This window comes from Longibaculum muris, assembly GCF_004343035.1.
Classification (GTDB): domain Bacteria; phylum Bacillota_I; class Bacilli_A; order Erysipelotrichales; family Coprobacillaceae; genus Longibaculum; species Longibaculum muris.
In genome coordinates this window covers 17,039-35,574 of record NZ_SMCQ01000010.1, presented here as the reverse complement: position 1 = coordinate 35,574, position 18,536 = coordinate 17,039, and the positions used below count along the sequence as shown (strand labels likewise).

The window sequence follows — 18,536 nt, the reverse complement described above, 5'->3', positions numbered from 1 at the left end:
CGTTTCTATTATGCCATAAATTTCTTATATTGAAAAGGGCTAAGGAGTGACTTCCCTAGCCTTTTTTATCAATTGACTAATAATTGTTCCAATCAGTTCTTGACTTTCTAAAATGAGATCAAGACATTTTTGAGGATCAACGATTCTTAATTGTGAATCCTTTAAGACTTGGATAAACTCATTATAATCCTTTCTTTCAACCGCAAAAGTAAAAATAGGAACTGATTCAATCTCGCCATTATTTTTATGAACTTCTAAAATAAGCGTTGTAGAACCCATCCCCTTAACTGGATCAACCAAGCTATAATCAATACGAATATAATCTATATCCGCATAAGAAATGACATGCTTTGATGGTTTCCCTTGCATTTTTTCAAATAAACTCAACAAATCAAAATAAACAAATTCCCTTTTTTCATTATCAACAAGCCATCCATGTTTATGAGATCCAATCATTTTTCTATTCATACTATCCCTCCTCTAATTCAATTATAGATTAATAATATAAATAATTCAAATAATTTAGTTCAAATCATCAACAATTTCTATTTTTAAAGTTTGTTCATCTAAAAACATCCCTTGACTTAAAGAAATTTGACACTTTTGTGTTTCACTCATTCCAATTGTTTCCCCATCATGTAAGATTGCCCCTTGTTCAACAATATAACAAACAACATTAAACATAAATTCATGAAGTTGACTAAGTGGTAATGATGATGGTAATGTTTCAATTTCATAATGTCCAAAATTCTTTAATCCAATTGTATAAATATGATGACCATCACTATTTGTAACAAATCCTAAATACACCCAAATTGCAACTGGATAAATTTGATTTTGATAATAATCATTCATAATATCTGTATAAATATGTTTTGGCCAGACCATTTCATCACCATAAACAGCGATTGCCTGAGGTGCTTGCAAACATGCATCAATCAGCTGACTTTGTAAAAGCAATGCTTCACGATCTGTTAAATTCTTTCCCATTGTTGAAACAATGAGATGTGCTTGGTGCTTTTTAACATGATTCACAGCATCTTCCCACATATAACATCCCTGTGCATAGTATTCTGCTTCTCCTTCTGGTACGGGTACATTCATCAATGATAAAGAAACCATTGAATCTTTCACATTTCCAACATATATGGCATCTTCATTTTCATTGATGTCTTTAATCTCAATTTGCCAATGATTTTTTAAATATTCAAAAATCTTTTGAAAATCAATTTGATCATTTTCTAATAATACAAAATGTACATAAGTTGTTCGAGGTTCTGGTTTTTCTTGTTTTTTAGCTTCATTCATCCAATATTCTCGAATCATTTCTACCATATCAATACATTTTTGTTGAGCAGTTTTTTCATCATATTTTTCATACTGACTAAAAATATGTCCACAATGTCCTAGCTCATCTCCCTGATATCCTCCACAGACACCAACTTGCCAAGGGGAAAGCATTGATTTTTTAAATTTAAAGATATAATAATGTAAATCATGTAAATCAAATTCTCCAGCCATTTCTATTTGATAAGGTTCTTTCCCTAATTCATTTTCATGTGAAAGCCATTCTTTCATACATGAAAGAGCATAATCTTTTTGTTCCATTATTTTCTCCTTTGAAAAAAAGCAGATAAAATCTGCTTTGCTTATAGTGTTGTTATCATTAAAGTCATCACACCATCATATACGACTTCTTTTTGATCACTACATACAATAAAGTGATCACCTTTTTTAACTGCTTGTCCATCAAGTGTTCCTTCACCTTCTAAGATACTTACCATTTGGAAAGGTTTATCATTCACAACAATATTTTCACCTTCCATACGATAACAATCCACAGTAAAGAATTCACTTTCAACATAACGTGTTTTAGAGCCATGATCTAAATGAGTATTTGTAAATAATTTATTCGAATCATTATTTGATGGAACAGTTGTCACATCAATAGATTGTTGAACATGTAATTGTCTTTCTTTTCCATCTTTATCTTTACGATGATAATCGTAAACACGATATGTAATATCTGATGATTGCTGTGCTTCATAAATCAAAGAACCACTACAAATTGCATGTAATGTTCCTGAAGGAATATAGAAGAAATCACCTTTATTAATTTCAAATGAATTTAATAAGTTATCATAATCATCATTTTCAATAGCTTTTACAAATTCTTCTTTTGTTTTGGCATGATGACCCATGACCATCTTTGTTCCTTCATCAGCTTGTAATACATACCAACATTCTGTTTTTCCTAATGAATTTTCATGTTTTGCAGCATATTCATCATTTGGATGAACTTGAACTGATAAATCATTTTTCGCATCAATAATTTTTGCTAATAATGGGAATTGATCACCTTCTACATTTCCAAATAATTCTCTATGATTTTCCCAAAGCCAAGACACTGTTTTTCCAGCAAATTCTCCATCTGCAATCACACAGTCACCATTTTTATGACCAGAAATGGCCCAACATTCTCCTGTTTGATCACTAGGAATATCATAACCATAGATATCTCTAAGTTTATGTCCTCCCCAAATCATTTCTTTAAATACTGGTTGAATCTTTAAAATATGTCCCATATTCATCTTCCTTTCCTATATATTTTAAGAATTCCTCTATTTGTTTCTCATGAAAAACCTTAATTCCATGTTCTTCACACATCTTTGCAAAAACGCCTTGTCCATCAATAAGTGTATGGCTGAAAGTTCCATCATAAATTCCATCACACCCACAACTTGGACTTCTAAATTTTAAAATAGCAACCTTGACATCATGAGCTATAAAAATGCTCATTGCTTTTTTTGCTCCTTCAAGATATTCTTTTGTAACATCGACTTGTTGGTTAGTTGTAATCAAAAGTGGTTCAACACTTTGGATTTCAGCAGGATTTCGCGGTGTTGATAATCCGCCCATGACCTCTGGACAGACACAAACAACTTCTCCTAATTCATATAGCCGTTTGAGTCCTAAAACCAGATTATTTTTTCCACTATAAGTACAATTTTCACCAATCAAACAAGCACTAACTCCTATCATTTAATACGATTTCTCCAATCTCAAAAGGTTCATCCACAACAAAATCCGCTCCTGCATCTTCTAATTCTTTTCTTCCTCTAAATCCCCACGTCACGCCAATTGTCTCCATATCAGCTTGATATCCTGTATCTATATCAACATTACTATCACCGATAAAATAACATTCTTGACGTCCCTTTTTAAGGGTCATTAAAGCAATATGTACAATTTGCGGATGTGGTTTAATCGGATATAAATCCTGTTGTCCTAAAATTGTTACAAAAGTATCGGGAAATAAATGTTCAACAATCTTAATAGCTAAATGATGAGGTTTATTGGTCACAACTGCCAAAGCGATATCATGAGCTTTTAATGTTTCTAATAAATCAACAATCCCTGGATAAGGTAATGTATGGTCAAGACAATGTTCCTCATAAATTTTATGAAAATCAGCTAAACACTCATCTAAAATATCTAAATGCTCACTTCCTAACGCTCGTTCCATAAGCTTTTTTACTCCATTTCCTACAAATTGATTATAACAAGATAATTCATGTGTAGGTAGATGATGAAGCTCTAATACACGATTTGTAGATAAGGCTAAATCAGTCAATGAATCAACCAATGTCCCATCTAAATCAAAAAGACATCCTTTTTTCATAAGCCCTCCTTAACAACTAACATTATAACAGTATTGAAAAAATAATGAAAGATGTTATAATAAAATATGTCTAAAATGAGGTGGAAAAATGAATAAATTAAAAACTACAAAATATATGTACATTTGTACAAATATTGGATATGTTCTAGGATTTGGATTGATTTTTTATTATATTCTTACACAAAAGAATGCTGCATTACCATTCATTGGTGTCATTATAATTTTCCTAGGTCGTACAATTGGTTATGGAATTGATCGTATTATAGAATTAAAACAAGAAAAAAAAGGATAAACAACGAATTAATCGTGTTTATCTTTTTTTCTTTTAATAATGACAATTATTCCAACTAAGGCAACTGGTATACAAATGAGAATCCCATAAATTCCAATTGTATCCATCATTGATGATTGAATATCATGAGTAAGAATCAATGGATACTCATAGATCGTCTTTTGTTGATATTGAACTTTTAACTTTCCAATTTGTTGATTTTTATGTTGAGGTAATAGTAAATAGTTTTTCCCTTCAACTTCAAATTTTAAATCTTTTTTTGAAATATCTCGAGATACTAATAAACTTATATGCTGATAGGCTGGATAATGATATTGGAATTGAAAAGAAGGAAAAATCCAATAATCTTGAATCGTTTCATCTTTTTTATATAAAACAATTTCATGAAAATTCTTAGTCATATAATCACAAACGTGAACAGCATCCTTGACATGATTTTGACTATGTTGCCCTTTAGCATAAGCTGTAACCAAAATCAATTGATGATGATCAATCGTCATGGTACTTGCAAATGTCAATTGGGCTTCATCAGTAAACCCACTCTTACCACCATCAATATGAGAGATATCAATTCCTTTATATTCTTTTCCTCTTTGTAAAGATGAAATCCAATGATGGTTTGAGGAACTTGTATATTCCCTTGCATTAAAAACTTTAACAAACTCTTTATTTGATAAAGCATGATTTAAAATCTGAGCCATATCTTTGACTGTTGTATAATGATTTTCATCATGTAATCCTGTTACATTTTGAAAATGACTATGGGTTAAACCTAAAGATTTTACCTTTTGATTCATAGCTGCAACCATTTGTTTGGTTGAACCATATGTTAATCGTGATAACGCTAGGCATGCATCTGCTCCAGAAGGCAATAAAGCTCCATAAAGCAAATCTTCATAGGTCACTTGTTCTCCTACATAAAACCCAGCAGTTGTTGCTTGTAAGGCTAATAAGCCATCAATATCTTGACTTGTGATTGTCACTTTTTGATGGATATCTGGGATTTTATCCAAAGCTAAACTGACTGTTAAAATTTTTGTCATACTCGCCGGATAAATTTTTTCATCACTTTTTTCATCAAGATAAACCATTTCATTACTACGATCATAAAGATAATAATATTTTGAGAAAAGTTGTATTTCTTTTGCCTGAACTGGTTGAATCGTTACAAAAAGAATGAACAAGCATAATAAACTAGCAATTTTCTTCATCAATCATTCCACCTTTCTTTAAAAAGGCTAACTTCGTTTCAGAAATAATCACTGCTACAAAAATCAATACAAAGCCTAAAATCACCTTTAAAGTTAAAACTTCACCATAAAAAATTACTGAAAAAGCAACTCCAAATACTGATTCTAATGACAAGATTAATGAAGCATTACATTCACTTGTATAATTTTGACCAATTGTTTGACAAACCATAGTAACCGCTGTAGCAAAGAATGCTAAATAAAATATTTGTAAGAAAATTGATGAGCGAATCTGTGTCACAACTGATATATCTTCAAAACACAAGGCCATAAACAAAGCTACAAAAGCTCCACCAATAAATTGAAATGTTGTAAAAGCCCCACCATCTACATCTTTAGAAAACTTCTTAATCATCAAGATGTGAACAGCATATAAAAAGCCTCCACACAATGTTAAAAAATCACCAATATTCATTGATAAGTTCCCATCTAATGAAACACAACCAATCCCTAAAACACAAATAAAGGCAGCAATAAAATTATAGATATCAGGACGTTTATGATAAAACAACCATACTAAGAAAGGAACAATGGCACAATAGACTGCTGTTAAAAATGCATTTTTTCCTGGAGTTGTAAAATTAAGTCCCCATGTTTGTACATAATATGCGCAAAATAAACAACAACCCGTTATCAGACCACCAACAATTTTATCTTTAGGATAATTCTTTAATTGTTTAAAAAATAAGATTGATAAAAAGATGGCAGCAAGTGTAAATCTGACAAACAACAAGACTGCTGGAGTTAGAAAATCAACTGCACTTTTCATTACAATAAAAGAACTTCCCCATATTAAAGCTGCCGTTAATAATAACAAGCCACCTCTCACTTTTTGACTCATAACTTCCCCTTTCTAAAAAGAAAAGGTACATATGTACCATTTTCTTTTTTAACCATTAATAACTTCATGGCAACGAGGACATAATTCCCCTTCCATTTCTGATTCTTCAAAATAGTTCCAACATCTTGGGCATTGTACCCCATTGAATTTTTCAGCTTTGATATAAGCTGTTTCATATTCAGTTAAATCTGTTGTATCTGTTACTAAATTGACTTTTGCAACAATGAATAATTGTTTTAAATCATCAGCTAATTTTGCCATATCTTGATATTCATCTTTTAAGCATACAGTTAATTTTGCTTCCATATTAGATTTAATCACTTTTTCATTTCTTAATTCTTCTAAAGCTTTCATAGCATCTTTTCTAAGGGTTAAGAAACGATCATAATATTCTTTTATACTATCAGCATTTTCAACTTCAATCATTTCTGGTTTTGCTTCTAAGAAAATTGATTCTGCTTTATTTTCATCACAATGGAAATGATCATGTAATTCTTCAGCTGTAAAGACTAAGATTGGTGATAATAATTTCATCATTGTTTTTGCATAATGATATAAAACAGTTTGAACTTGTCTTCTTCTTAAACTATCAGCTTTTTCAATATATAAGATATCTTTTGTAAAATCCATATAGAAAGCACTTAATGTATTTGTAAAGCAATTTAAGATCAATTGATTTGCTTCAGCAAAATCATAGTTATCTAAAGCCTCATGATAACCTTTCATTAAGTTATTTAATTCAACTAACATATATTGATCAACACCTTTTAAGTCTTTTGTATCAACAATATCAGTTGCATTAAAATCACTTAAATTTCCAAGAACAAAACGCATTGTATTTCTAATCTTACGATAATTTTCAGCTATTTGTTTCATAATTTCATCAGAAATACGAACATCTGATTGATAAGCGACTGAAGTTGCCCATAATCTTAAGATATCCGCACCATATTGATTAACCAGCTTAATTGGATCAACAGTATTTCCTAAAGATTTAGACATCTTATTTCCTTTACCATCTAAAACAAATCCATGTGATAAGACTGTTTTATATGGAGCTTCTCCATGAGCAGCAGTACCAATGATTAATGATGAGTTAAACCATCCACGATATTGGTCACTACCTTCAAAATATAAATCAACTGGATAACGATATCCACGTTCTCTCATACATCCTGTATGTGAAGAACCTGAATCAAACCAAACATCCATAATATCTTTTTCTTTTCTAAAGATACCATTTGGTGAATGTTCATTTGTATATCCTTCTGGTAATAAGAATTTTTCATCTTTTTCAAACCAAATATTTGAACCATATTCTCTAAATAACTTAGAAATATGAGCAAAAACAGCTTCTTCCATAATCGGAGTTCCATCTTCACAATAGATAATAGGAATTGGTACACCCCAGCTTCTTTGACGAGAAATACACCAGTCTCCACGATCTTTAATCATGTTGTAGATTCTAATATGTCCCCATTCATTTAACCAATTGACTTTATCAATTTCACTTAATAATTTTTCTCTAATTTTATCAATTGAGCAGAACCATTGATCAGTTGCTCTAAAGATAATTGGTTTCTTTGTACGCCAATCATGAGGATAACTATGGGTAATGAATTCAAGTTTTAATAAAACACCTAATTCATCTAATTTCATTGTGACTGTTTTATTTGCATCATCAACATATTGACCAGCTAACCATTCACCACAATCTTCCATCATATTTCCATGTTCATCAACATTACAATAAATATCTAAACCATATTTTTGACCAACAATAAAGTCATCCATACCAAATCCAGGAGCTGTATGAACGCATCCAGTTCCGGCATCAGCAGTAACATGGTCTCCTAAGATAACTAATGATTCACGATCATATAATGGATGTTGACATGTAATCATTTCTAATTCTTTACCACTGAATCTTTGTAAGATTTCTTTTTGTTGTAAACCGAATTTTTCCCATAAAGAATCAACCAATTCTTCTAAGACTAATAATTTTCCTTTTTCACTTTGAACTAACGCATAAGTGTAATCAGGATTTAAACAAATAGCAAGATTTGCTGGAATTGTCCAAGGTGTTGTTGTCCAAATAACAAAGCTTGTATCTGTATCTAAGATTCCTTTTCCATCTTTAACAGCAAATTTAACAAAGATTGTTGGTGATTTAACATCATGGTATTCAACTTCAGCTTCAGCTAAAGCAGATTCACTTGATGGTGACCAATAAACTGGTTTTAATCCTTTATAGATTAATCCATCCATTGCCATTTTCGCAAAGACATCAATTTGATTGGCTTCAAATTCTGGTAACAATGTTAAGTAAGGATGCGCATAATCAGCAAATGTTCCTACACGAATACATTGTTCTTTTTGTTTTGCGACTTGTTCTAAAGCATATTCATAACATTTTTTTCTAAATTCAGCTGTGCTTAATTCTTTACGATTGACACCTAATTTTTGAATAGCATTTTCAATTGGTAAACCATGTGTATCCCATCCTGGAATGAAAGGTGTATAATATCCTTCCATGTTCTTATAACGACAGATAACATCTTTAATGATTTTGTTTAACATATGTCCAACATGCATATTTCCATTAGCATATGGTGGACCATCATGGAAAACAAAGTCATCTTTACCTTCATTTTGTTGAATAACTTTTTCATACATATGTGCATCTTGCCATCTTGCAACATATCCTGGTTCTTTTTTAGGAAGATTCCCTCTCATTTCAAATTCAGTTTTTGGCATCAATAGCGTATCTTTATAGTTCATTTTATCCTTCCTTTCTGAAATAAAAAAACGTCCTTAATTAAAGGACGTGTTAACGCGGTACCACCTTTATTCATATCTTGCGATATGCTCTTAACATCTTAACGCGATTCACGGCGCACCCTACTATGATTTCAGGATTGCTACTGGGGAGTGATCCATTATAAATTCCACTTACTTGTTTCCACCAACCACAAGCTCTCTAGAAGTTTTCTTTATAAACTGTCTCCGTCATTGTATTTATTTTCTTTTTCTTCTCTTATTAAACTAAAAATTTCAGATTTGTCAATAGTTTCTAGCATATCTTCGCTCATTTTTACAACATTTTTTCTAAAATCTATAGCTTCTTGCTTAAATGTATCCATATCTTTCGATAATCCGCGAACATATTCCATTGATTCTTTTAAAATCATATTGGCATTTCTTTTGGCTTTTTCAATCAATTCACTTGCTTCTTTTAAAGCCAAACGTGCAATTTCTTCATTTGTCTTTTCTTGTACAGTTATTTGTTTCGTAAGTAAAGTCTTTTCTTCTTTTAAGGTTTTTATTTCTTTTTCAAGAGTTTGTATTGTTTCTTTTTGTTGAGACAATTGTTCCTTTAATTCGGCAATACGATCATTAACTTCAATAATATTGTAGCCACGAAATTGTTTATCAAATTCTTCCAAAACTTCCACCTCACTTATAAAAATAACCTGTTACAACAAAATTCCCTTGACGTGTTTGACGCTGTTCATCAATAATTTTAACACGTCCATGACGTTTAAAAGATATCATATCATTATTATGACACAAAAAGCTGACTTCTTCAACCTCTTTATGATTGACTTTGACATTTCCTGCCCGAATCGCATCACATGCTGTTTGTCGAGAAACTTTAAAAATTGTTGAAACAACTTTATCTAAACGTAAACTTGATAAAATAAATGTTTTTGTTGTGTACTGATGTATAATTTCCACGTTTTGCGTCGATTCTCGTAACTTAACCTTAGATTTTTTCACTTGGGTTAAATGATCTCTAATATAAGGAAAAGTCTGCTTTGTACAAGCAAAATATAAAGATGAACCATCATAAATATCTCCAATGCATTCTCTTTTGATGCCTAGATTCATTAAGGCTCCTAATAAGTCTTTATGTTGTAAACGACCAAATTGTGCATTATAAACAACTTCAACAGTACATATTTCAAAATCATCTGGCACAACTTCATAAAAATCTGGACAAATAATCATCCTTTGATTCTCTGCATGAATCAATCCGCCATCAGATAAAACTTGTAATTCATGACCAATAACTTTTCTAACAATCTCTTGTTCATGTGGATTATAAAAAGGGGTTAAAATCATTCTTTGATGATTGAGGGCTTGAAATTGGTAATCTAAAATCTTTTTAACAAAGATTTCATCACCCTTAAAGTGTTCTAACATAACCAAAAAGAAAGTATTAGCAATTGCTAATACTCATATTATTCTTCTGATTCTGTAGGATCCATTGTGATATTTCCAGAAACACCAATATTTTTAGGTGTACATAAGAAAATCTTAGGTCCAATTTGTTGAATATCTCCTTCAATCGCAAAGATGACCCCACTTAAGAAATCAATAACACGCTTAGATTGTTCTTTTTGTAAACGATGTAAATTTACAACAGCAGCTCTTTTTTGTTTCAAATAAATAGCAATTTCCTGTGTTTCACTATAAGCTCTTGGTTCAAATAAAACCAAATGACTATCTTTATTGGCACTTAAAGCCTTAACTGCATCACTTGTTTTTGTAGATTTAGCTTTTTCAAACATACTTGTTGATTTCACAGCTTCTTCTTCGTTATCTATTTGTACATCTTCATAAACGTCATCTTCATCGTCTTCTTCTTCAAAAAACCATTTTTTTACTTTTTGTCCGTATCCCATGAGGTAACCTCCTTATATTTCTTCTATTATTATACCATAACATAACTATGAAAAAAAGAGGAAATTGTCCTCCTTCATCAAACTCTTTTTAAATATCACAATCTACATTTACTAAAATCACATCTTCCCCGATGGTTATAATATTTTCAATTGGAATCACTAAACACGGCGGACCTTTGAATACACAAACTAACTTAAATGCATTAAAACGTTCAACAATGATTGCTTGAATTGTCCGACAAAACGGATCAATTTCTATATCTGACACATAGCCTATTTTCGATCCTGTTGCCGCATTAATGACATCTTTACTTTGAATTGTTACAAATCGCATCATATCACCCCTATAATATATGCAAAAACTAGCTCATATATTTCTTTAAATGAGATAATGCTTGTTTTTCTAAGCGTGAAACTTGGGCTTGAGAAATAAATAATTCTTTGGCAATTTCGCTTTGCGTATGGTCAAGAAAATATCTTTCTAAAATAATTTGTAATTCTTTTTCATCTAAATGATTCATCGCAGAATGTAAATCAATACGATTTTGCATATCTTCCATCTGATTTTTACGATCAGGAATCTGACTTTCTAAGTCAATTTGACCATTGCCATCATTTTGCACTTCCTGTGATAAAGATGTTACACTATTTGTCGATGAGAGAGCTTCTACTAACAAATATTCATCAATCTTTAAAAGTTTTGATAATTCTTTTGTAGAAGCTTCACGCTGATTTTTCTTCATAAATTCTTCATTTGCCATTAAAGCCTTATAAGCAATATCACGCATCGAACGCGGAATACGCATCGATGAATTATCACGAATATAACGTTTTATTTCTCCAATAATCAATGGAACAGCATAAGTAGAAAAGCGAACATCTAAAGATGTATCAAAATTCTCTATTGCTTTAATAAGTCCAATAACGCCTACTTGAAATAAATCATCTAAATTAGAGACTCTTTGATGATATTTTTGGACTAATGATAACACTAATTTTAAATTTGCAAGAACCAATCGTTCTTTTATTTTTTCATCATGACTTTGATGATAATCATCTAATAATTGCATTGTTTGTTGATGAGATAATTTTTCACAATCCTGAATCTGAAATCCATTCATTTCAACTTTGTACTTTGACATAGTTTCGACTCCTTTAGATAAAGTCTCACCATTTTATTTGACATTATTCATCATCATTTAATTTCATTCTTAATTTTTTGATAATTTTTTTCTCTAATCTCGAAATGTAAGACTGAGAAATTCCTAAAATATCCGCAACATCCTTCTGAGTTAATTCTTCATGTCCAATTAAACCATAACGCATCATTAAAATTTGTTGTTCTCGTTTATTTAAATGATGTAAAGCTTTATAAAACTTTTCCTTTTGATCATTATGTTCTATTTCATCTTGAACAATATCTTTATCAGTACCAATGATATCTGATAATAACAGCTCATTTCCATCATAATCAACATTCAATGGTTCATCCAAAGAAATCTCCTGCCTTAATTTATTATTCTTCCTTAAAAACATTAAAATCTCATTTTCTATACAACGTGATGCATAAGTCGCTAGTTTTATATTTTTATCCATTTTAAATGTATTAACAGCTTTTACCAATCCAATTGTCCCAATACTAATCAAATCCTCAATACTCCCATTTTGCAAAGAATCATATTTCTTAGCCACATAAACAACCAATCTCAAATTATGTTCAATCAACAAATCTCTCGCCTGTTCATCCCCATTTTTCAAACGTGTTAAAGCATCTTCTTCCTCTTTCCCTTTTAAAGGTGCTTTTAAAACATCATGTCTGCCAATATAAAAAAGTGTCTTTCTACGATAAAACAATTCCTTTAATTTCTGTAAAATCATAATAAGCCTCCTAATAACTGCGAATTTAAAATACAATCATACTCATGAGATGACATCACTCCAACATAAACATGATGCAAAAGCTGATGATTAATTTCAATATCATCAATCATAATCAAATCTATCCATTCTTTTTGATTTGCTGTTTCAATGAGAATTCTATCAATCTTTTGATATTCTCCTAAGAATTCCTTTGATATAAAAATAACTGGATATCCCTTATAAAAAACTTTATTACCATTATCAATAAAACCTAAACATTGATGATTTTCAATTTTGACATCTACATATTCATCTGAATGAATCTTATGCTGACAAAAAGAAATATAAAAATAAAAAATCAAAAGACATAATATACCAATGATTAGTAAAGATATAAAATGGATTCCTTCAACAATTAAAACAGATTGAAAGATAACTGCTGAAGGAAGAATCCAGCTCAAAAAAGAAAGCAATGAGATATAAATAAAAAGATACAAAGGATAATAAATGTAAGTAAGCTTTTTAAAATAAAAAATACTCAAGAGTAAGTCATACAATAAGAGGAACCCATCAAAGAAATCTATATAAAGAAAAAGAACTGAAAGGTTATAGGTAAGCACATATTTCAATAATTCTTTTTGACTCATCTGTATATTTAATAAATAACATAATAATTCAAATGTTAATAAAATCATTAATGCATTAATTAAATAAGTCACTTCTAAATAGACCTCCATGATTTCACCCCTTCTCTATTATAGAAAAAAATGGTCAAAAAAATTGTCAAAGAAAAAGATGAGATTCATGAAATCTCACCTATCTGTTTTTGTTATGATTGGGTTGTATAAGAAAAGAACAGTCTTTCGACTGTTCTTCATTGATTTGTTATTCAGCTGCCATTGTGTCAAGACGAGCACGACGTTTCTTAGCATCTTTTTCACATTTTTCCATCAATGCTTCAGCATGTTCTGGATTAACTTTTGATAATTGGGCAAATCTATTTTCGCTTAATAAGAATTCTCTGAATTTAGTGAAATCAGGTTCTTTAGAATCCACTTGTAATGGGTTCTTTCCTGCATCTTCTAAACGAGGATCATATCTTAATAAGTTGAAATATCCACATTCAATAGCACGTTTTTGTTGTTGTTGATGATTTGCTAAACCACCTTTAATACCATGTTCCATACATGGAGAGTAAGCAATAATTAATGATGGTCCATCATAAGCTTCTGCTTCTTTAAAGGCTTTAATTGTTTGCATTGGATTAGCTCCCATTGCTACTTGAGCAACATAAACATGTCCATATGCCATTGCAATTTGAGCTAAATCTTTCTTAGCAACTGCTTTACCACCAGCTGTAAACTTAGCGATAGAACCAGCTTGAGAAGATTTAGAAGATTGTCCACCCGTATTAGAGTAAACTTCTGTATCAAGAACTAAGATATTAACATTTTGATCATTTGCTAAAACATGGTCAACTCCACCGTATCCGATGTCATAAGCCCAACCATCTCCACCAACGATCCATTGAGATTTAGTGACTAATTCACCTTTCATATCTAATAATTCTTTAATACCTTCATTAGCTGAAGCTTCTACTAATGATACTAAACGATCATATAATTTTCTTTCTTCAACTCTTTGACCTTTCACAGCAACATATTCATTTAAAACTTCTTGAAGTTCAGCTTCACAATCAGCTTTATGAGCTTCAATAATTTCTAAAATACGTTTAGACATATAATTTTCAGCTAATTTCATACCAAATCCATATTCAGCATTGTCTTCGAATAATGAGTTAGCCCATGCAGGTCCTTCTCCATTTTCATCAACAGTACATGGAGTTGATGGAGTTGATCCTGTATAAATTGAACTACATCCAGTTGCATTAGCAATTCTCATGTCTTTACCAAATAATTGTGATGCTAAACGATAATATGGAGTTTCACCACATCCACCACAAGCACCAGATACTTCAAAGTATGGTCTCATGAATCCAACACCTTTAACAGTTGTTGTTGGATAACGATCAGCTTTATAAGATACTTTAGAATACATATAGTCAGCTAAAGGAGCATGTTCTAATTCTTCTTTAACAGGAACCATAGTTAAAGCTTTCTTTCCACCCTTACCAGGACATTCAGTTACACATAAACCACATCCAACACAGTTATCAGGTGAAACTTGAATACGATATACTAAACCATCAACATTTTTACCGATTGGTTTTAATACATCATTAGAAATATCTTCTGGTAAAGCTTTCATTTCTTCATCATCAAGTAAGAATGCACGTATTGTTGCATGAGGACAAACCATTACACAGTTATTACATTGAATACAGTTTTCTTTTTCCCAACGAGGAACTTCAATCGCAATTGCCCGTTTCTCTTTAATTGCAACACCTGATTGCATAGAACCATCAAGTTTATCCATGAAAGCAGATACTGGTAAATCATATCCATCTAATGAATTAATAACAGATACGAAGTTATCAAAATGATCATCACCAGTACGTTGACGTGTTTCATTAACTGTTAATTCAGACCAAGCAGAATCAACTTTAACTTCAACAATTGCATCTTTTCCAGCATCAATTGCTTTATAGTTTAATTCAACAACTGCATCACCTTTTTTACCATATGTTTTCTTAGCCATTGCTTTCATATATTCAACAGCTTTTTCAATTGGTAAAATTTGTGGGTTTAAAGCAAAGAATGCAGATTGAAGAATTGTATTTGTTCTTCTTCCCATACCAATTTCAGCAGCTAATTTAGTTGCATTAATGATATAGAATTTAGCGTTTTTATCAGCTAATTGTTTCTTTAACTTATTTGGTAAATAATCAATAATTTCAGTTTCATTAAATTCTGTATTTAATAAGAATGTTCCACCTTTTTTAAGGTTCTTTAACATATCATATTTTAATACATAGTTATCTAATGAACATGAAATGAAATCAGCATTATTTACATAGTAAGTTGCACGAATTGGTGAATGACCAAATCTTAAGTTAGAACGAGTTGCTCCACCTGCTTTTTTACTATCATAAGCAAAATATGCTTGTGAATATAAATCAGTGTGGTCACCAATAATCTTAATAGATGATTTATTAGCAGATACAGTACCATCAGATCCTAAACCATAGAATAAGCATGAAGTGTAATCAGCTTCTACAGTGAAATCAGCATCTTCTTTTAATGATAAATGAGTTACATCATCATTGATACCAATTGTAAATGAAGTAAATGGATTTTCTTCTAATAAATGATCATAAACAGCCTTGATTTGACGAGGAGTTGTATCTTTAGAACCCATACCATAACGTCCACCAACAACTGTGATGTCTTTATCTTTTAATACAGAGACAACATCTAAGTATAATGGTTCACCAGTTGCACCCATTTCTTTTGTACGATCTAAGACAGCTACTTTCTTCACTGTTTCAGGTAATACATCTAATAGATATTTTGGTGAGAATGGTCGATATAAATGAACTTTTACTAAACCAACTTTTTCTCCACGTTTTAATAATTCATCAATTGTTTCTTTTACTGTTTCAGTAACTGATCCCATGGCAATAATAACTCTATCAGCATCTTCAGCACCATAATATGTAAATGGAGCATATTCTCTACCAGTGATTTCAGAAATTTTCTTCATGTAATCAGCAACGATTTCAACAACAGCTTCATAATGTTTATTTTGTGCTTCTCTACCTTGGAAGTAGATATCATCATTTTCAGCGCCACCACGTTCAACTGGATTTGTATGTGGATTTAAAGCATTTTGTTTAAATTTCTTTAATGCATCTCTATCTAATAATTTAGCTAATACATCATAATCCATAACTTCTACTTTTTGAATTTCGTGAGAAGTTCTGAATCCATCAAAGAAATGGATAACTGGTACACTTGCTTTAATTGCAGTTAAGTGAGCAATTCCACCTAAATCCATAACTTCTTGAACACTATGAGAACAAATCATAGGTGCTCCGATTTGGCGACATGCATAGATATCTTGATGATCACCAAAAATATTTAATGAACGTGTTGCAAGTGCTCTTGCAGCCACATGGAATACACCAGGTAATAATTCACCTTGAATTTTATAAAGGTTTGGAATCATTAATAATAAACCTTGTGAAGCAGTAAATGTAGTTGCTAAGGCACCACCTTGTAAAGCTCCGTGAACAGCCCCAGCTGCTCCAGCTTCTGATTGCATTTCAATAACATTTACAGCAGACCCAAAAATATTCTTCTTCCCTTGTGCAGCCCAAGTTTCAGCATTTTCTGCCATTGGAGAAGATGGGGTAATTGGATAAATACTTGCAACTTCACTAAAAGCGTACGCTACGTGTGCAGCAGCAGTATTCCCATCCATAGATAAATACTTTTTAGACATAATTTTCTTTCCTCCTATATTGTATAGTATACACTTCTTTAAGCTAAATTTCCATATCTATTCTTGATTTTTCTATGACAATTCAACATCATTTTCAAAATTGTATAGAATCGTGCAAATTCAAAAAAATTCATCTTTTTTTATGCTGCAAAAGATGATAGAATATGGTGGAATAGAAAAGAAGGAGTCGAATCATGAAAAAAAGAAATTGTTTTATTGGACAATCTGGTGGTCCTACAACAGCTATTAATGCCTCATTAGCTGGGATTATTGCCAAGTGTATAGAAACTCAAGAATTTGAACATGTCTATGGAATGATTAATGGTATTAAAGGTCTTATTGAACATAAATATATGGATTTATTAGATATCTTTAAAACTGAAGAAAACATTAATCATCTCAAACATTCACCTGCGATGTATTTAGGATCTTGTCGTTATAAATTACCTACATATCAAGAAGATCCACAAAGCTACGAATCATTATTCCGTACTTTTGAAGAATTAGAAATCACTGACTTTTATTATATTGGGGGAAATGATTCTATGGATACCGTTGCTAAATTATCAACTTATGCTGCAACAATTCAATCCCCTATTCGTTTCATTGGAATTCCTAAAACAATTGATAATGACTTAATGGGAACTGACCATACGCCAGGATTTGGTTCTGCAGCAAAATATGTTGCGACATCCATGTTAGAAATCGCCTATGATAGTTCTATCTATAAATTAAATGCCGTTACAATTGTTGAAATCATGGGAAGAAATGCTGGTTGGTTAACAGCCGCTAGTGCCCTTGCAAGAACTCAATATAACGAAGCCCCTGATTTGATTTATTTACCAGAAGTTCCTTTCAACAAAGAAAGCTTCTTAAATGATATCCGTGAAGTATTTAAGAAAAAAAGAAGTGTCATTATTGCTGTAAGTGAAGGAATCAGAGATGAAAACGGAGAATTCCTTGACTCAGATTCTAAATATGCAAAACGTGATGCCTTTGGACATATTCTTCACTCAGGGACAGGGAAAGTCTTAGAAACAATGGTTTATCAAGAATTTAAATGTAAAGTAAGAAGTATTGAATTAAATGTTTTACAAAGATGTGCTATGCATATTGCTTCACAAGTTGACTTAGATGAATCATTTGAAATTGGACGTTGTGCAGTTGAAACATCAATGGCTGGTAAAACAGGAGTTATGATGGTCTTTAACCGTGTTAACAATTACCCTTATGAAATTAGCTGTGATAGCAAAGATGTATCTTCAATTGCTAATCTTGAACAGCGTATTCCAATTCATTGGATTAATGAAGCACATAATGACATCACTCAAGAACTTTATGATTATTTATTCCCACTTATTCAAGGTGAAGTCACAATTTCTTATGAAAATGGTATTCCTCAATATGCCAATATCAATCATTTAAAGAATGACTAAAAAAAGCTGTAATGAGTTAACTTTCAAGAGTAACTTATTACAGCTTATAATATTCTCAATAACAAAAAGGAAAAATCTTTTCA

At 31.3% G+C, this 18,536-nt stretch carries 18 protein-coding genes and 1 other annotated feature; of the genes, 2 read left to right on the top strand and 16 right to left on the bottom strand.

The window, feature by feature from the left end:
- Positions 1 to 39: 39 nt before the first annotated feature.
- Genes EDD60_RS08165 through EDD60_RS08145 form a run of 5 tightly spaced genes read right to left on the bottom strand, consistent with a single transcriptional unit; the run spans position 40 to position 3,682 of the window.
- The gene (locus EDD60_RS08165) at positions 40 to 468 is read right to left on the bottom strand and encodes a hypothetical protein (RefSeq protein ID WP_066445338.1); all 429 of its coding nucleotides are present in this window, start codon (positions 466 to 468) and stop codon (positions 40 to 42) included.
- A 54-nt stretch (positions 469 to 522) separates the two neighbouring features.
- Entirely contained in the window at positions 523 to 1,608 is a 1,086-nt protein-coding gene (locus EDD60_RS08160) for a DUF4261 domain-containing protein (RefSeq protein ID WP_066445335.1), read from the bottom strand.
- 41 nt (positions 1,609 to 1,649) lie between these two features.
- Positions 1,650 to 2,585: a type I phosphomannose isomerase catalytic subunit gene (locus tag EDD60_RS08155; protein WP_066445333.1), complete on the bottom strand. Its 936-nt coding sequence runs from the start codon at positions 2,583 to 2,585 to the stop codon at positions 1,650 to 1,652.
- On the bottom strand, positions 2,551 to 3,042 hold the full coding sequence (locus tag EDD60_RS08150; RefSeq protein ID WP_066445324.1) for a DUF523 domain-containing protein: 492 nt from the start codon (positions 3,040 to 3,042) through the stop codon (positions 2,551 to 2,553). Before EDD60_RS08150 ends, EDD60_RS08155 begins: the two co-directional genes overlap by 35 nt.
- Entirely contained in the window at positions 3,029 to 3,682 is a 654-nt protein-coding gene (locus EDD60_RS08145) for an HAD family hydrolase (RefSeq protein ID WP_066445323.1), read from the bottom strand. The genes EDD60_RS08150 and EDD60_RS08145 overlap by 14 nt, the downstream gene beginning before the upstream one ends.
- An 88-nt stretch (positions 3,683 to 3,770) precedes the next feature.
- Between EDD60_RS08145 and EDD60_RS08140 the strand changes: the two genes are divergently transcribed.
- On the top strand, positions 3,771 to 3,974 hold the full coding sequence (locus EDD60_RS08140; protein WP_066445321.1) for a hypothetical protein: 204 nt from the start codon (positions 3,771 to 3,773) through the stop codon (positions 3,972 to 3,974).
- Between the two features lie 8 nt (positions 3,975 to 3,982).
- Here EDD60_RS08140 and EDD60_RS08135 read toward each other — a convergent pair whose 3' ends face one another.
- From EDD60_RS08135 to nifJ, 11 genes are all read right to left on the bottom strand, one after another.
- Positions 3,983 to 5,185, bottom strand: a complete 1,203-nt coding sequence (locus EDD60_RS08135) for a D-alanyl-D-alanine carboxypeptidase family protein (protein WP_066445317.1) — start codon at positions 5,183 to 5,185, stop codon at positions 3,983 to 3,985.
- Entirely contained in the window at positions 5,169 to 6,065 is an 897-nt protein-coding gene (locus tag EDD60_RS08130) for a DMT family transporter (RefSeq protein ID WP_066445315.1), read from the bottom strand. The genes EDD60_RS08135 and EDD60_RS08130 overlap by 17 nt, the downstream gene beginning before the upstream one ends.
- Before the next feature lie 48 nt (positions 6,066 to 6,113).
- Positions 6,114 to 8,846 carry an isoleucine--tRNA ligase gene (gene ileS, locus EDD60_RS08125; protein ID WP_066445314.1) on the bottom strand — a complete coding sequence of 911 codons (2,733 nt, stop codon included), beginning with the start codon at positions 8,844 to 8,846 and terminating at the stop codon, positions 6,114 to 6,116.
- Between the two features lie 37 nt (positions 8,847 to 8,883).
- Positions 8,884 to 9,087, bottom strand: a binding site (T-box leader).
- Positions 9,059 to 9,511, bottom strand: a complete 453-nt coding sequence (locus EDD60_RS08120) for a DivIVA domain-containing protein (RefSeq protein WP_066445313.1) — start codon at positions 9,509 to 9,511, stop codon at positions 9,059 to 9,061. (Overlaps the previous feature by 29 nt.)
- Positions 9,512 to 9,521: 10 nt before the next feature.
- On the bottom strand, positions 9,522 to 10,271 hold the full coding sequence (locus tag EDD60_RS08115) for a YlmH family RNA-binding protein (RefSeq protein WP_066445311.1): 750 nt from the start codon (positions 10,269 to 10,271) through the stop codon (positions 9,522 to 9,524).
- A 38-nt stretch (positions 10,272 to 10,309) separates the two neighbouring features.
- The gene (locus EDD60_RS08110) at positions 10,310 to 10,753 is read right to left on the bottom strand and encodes a cell division protein SepF (protein WP_066445308.1); all 444 of its coding nucleotides are present in this window, start codon (positions 10,751 to 10,753) and stop codon (positions 10,310 to 10,312) included.
- An 88-nt stretch (positions 10,754 to 10,841) separates the two neighbouring features.
- Positions 10,842 to 11,087, bottom strand: coding sequence for a YlmC/YmxH family sporulation protein (locus tag EDD60_RS08105; RefSeq protein ID WP_066445305.1), 246 nt, complete (start codon positions 11,085 to 11,087; stop codon positions 10,842 to 10,844).
- A gap of 28 nt (positions 11,088 to 11,115) precedes the next feature.
- Positions 11,116 to 11,895, bottom strand: coding sequence for a sigma-70 family RNA polymerase sigma factor (locus tag EDD60_RS08100; protein ID WP_066445301.1), 780 nt, complete (start codon positions 11,893 to 11,895; stop codon positions 11,116 to 11,118).
- Positions 11,896 to 11,938: 43 nt separating this feature from the next.
- Positions 11,939 to 12,631: an RNA polymerase sporulation sigma factor SigK gene (gene sigK / locus EDD60_RS08095; protein WP_066445298.1), complete on the bottom strand. Its 693-nt coding sequence runs from the start codon at positions 12,629 to 12,631 to the stop codon at positions 11,939 to 11,941.
- On the bottom strand, positions 12,628 to 13,350 hold the full coding sequence (locus tag EDD60_RS08090; protein ID WP_066445296.1) for a hypothetical protein: 723 nt from the start codon (positions 13,348 to 13,350) through the stop codon (positions 12,628 to 12,630). The genes sigK and EDD60_RS08090 overlap by 4 nt, the downstream gene beginning before the upstream one ends.
- 148 nt (positions 13,351 to 13,498) lie before the next feature.
- Complete coding sequence (nifJ, locus tag EDD60_RS08085) at positions 13,499 to 17,017, bottom strand: pyruvate:ferredoxin (flavodoxin) oxidoreductase (RefSeq protein WP_066445294.1); 3,519 nt, start codon at positions 17,015 to 17,017, stop codon at positions 13,499 to 13,501.
- A gap of 194 nt (positions 17,018 to 17,211) precedes the next feature.
- Between nifJ and EDD60_RS08080 the strand changes: the two genes are divergently transcribed.
- The gene (locus EDD60_RS08080) at positions 17,212 to 18,453 is read left to right on the top strand and encodes a 6-phosphofructokinase (RefSeq protein WP_066445293.1); all 1,242 of its coding nucleotides are present in this window, start codon (positions 17,212 to 17,214) and stop codon (positions 18,451 to 18,453) included.
- Positions 18,454 to 18,536: the final 83 nt, after the last annotated feature.

Coding starts and splice junctions, on each gene's coding strand:
- EDD60_RS08165 (WP_066445338.1), bottom strand. CDS start 468: ATGAATAGAAAAATGATTGGATCTCATAAACATGGATGGCTTGTTGAT.
- EDD60_RS08160 (WP_066445335.1), bottom strand. CDS start 1,608: ATGGAACAAAAAGATTATGCTCTTTCATGTATGAAAGAATGGCTTTCA.
- EDD60_RS08155 (WP_066445333.1), bottom strand. CDS start 2,585: ATGGGACATATTTTAAAGATTCAACCAGTATTTAAAGAAATGATTTGG.
- EDD60_RS08150 (WP_066445324.1), bottom strand. CDS start 3,042: ATGATAGGAGTTAGTGCTTGTTTGATTGGTGAAAATTGTACTTATAGT.
- EDD60_RS08145 (WP_066445323.1), bottom strand. CDS start 3,682: ATGAAAAAAGGATGTCTTTTTGATTTAGATGGGACATTGGTTGATTCA.
- EDD60_RS08140 (WP_066445321.1), top strand. CDS start 3,771: ATGAATAAATTAAAAACTACAAAATATATGTACATTTGTACAAATATT.
- EDD60_RS08135 (WP_066445317.1), bottom strand. CDS start 5,185: ATGAAGAAAATTGCTAGTTTATTATGCTTGTTCATTCTTTTTGTAACG.
- EDD60_RS08130 (WP_066445315.1), bottom strand. CDS start 6,065: ATGAGTCAAAAAGTGAGAGGTGGCTTGTTATTATTAACGGCAGCTTTA.
- ileS (WP_066445314.1), bottom strand. CDS start 8,846: ATGAACTATAAAGATACGCTATTGATGCCAAAAACTGAATTTGAAATG.
- EDD60_RS08115 (WP_066445311.1), bottom strand. CDS start 10,271: ATGTTAGAACACTTTAAGGGTGATGAAATCTTTGTTAAAAAGATTTTA.
- EDD60_RS08110 (WP_066445308.1), bottom strand. CDS start 10,753: ATGGGATACGGACAAAAAGTAAAAAAATGGTTTTTTGAAGAAGAAGAC.
- EDD60_RS08105 (WP_066445305.1), bottom strand. CDS start 11,087: ATGCGATTTGTAACAATTCAAAGTAAAGATGTCATTAATGCGGCAACA.
- EDD60_RS08100 (WP_066445301.1), bottom strand. CDS start 11,895: ATGTCAAAGTACAAAGTTGAAATGAATGGATTTCAGATTCAGGATTGT.
- sigK (WP_066445298.1), bottom strand. CDS start 12,631: ATGATTTTACAGAAATTAAAGGAATTGTTTTATCGTAGAAAGACACTT.
- EDD60_RS08090 (WP_066445296.1), bottom strand. CDS start 13,350: ATGGAGGTCTATTTAGAAGTGACTTATTTAATTAATGCATTAATGATT.
- nifJ (WP_066445294.1), bottom strand. CDS start 17,017: ATGTCTAAAAAGTATTTATCTATGGATGGGAATACTGCTGCTGCACAC.
- EDD60_RS08080 (WP_066445293.1), top strand. CDS start 17,212: ATGAAAAAAAGAAATTGTTTTATTGGACAATCTGGTGGTCCTACAACA.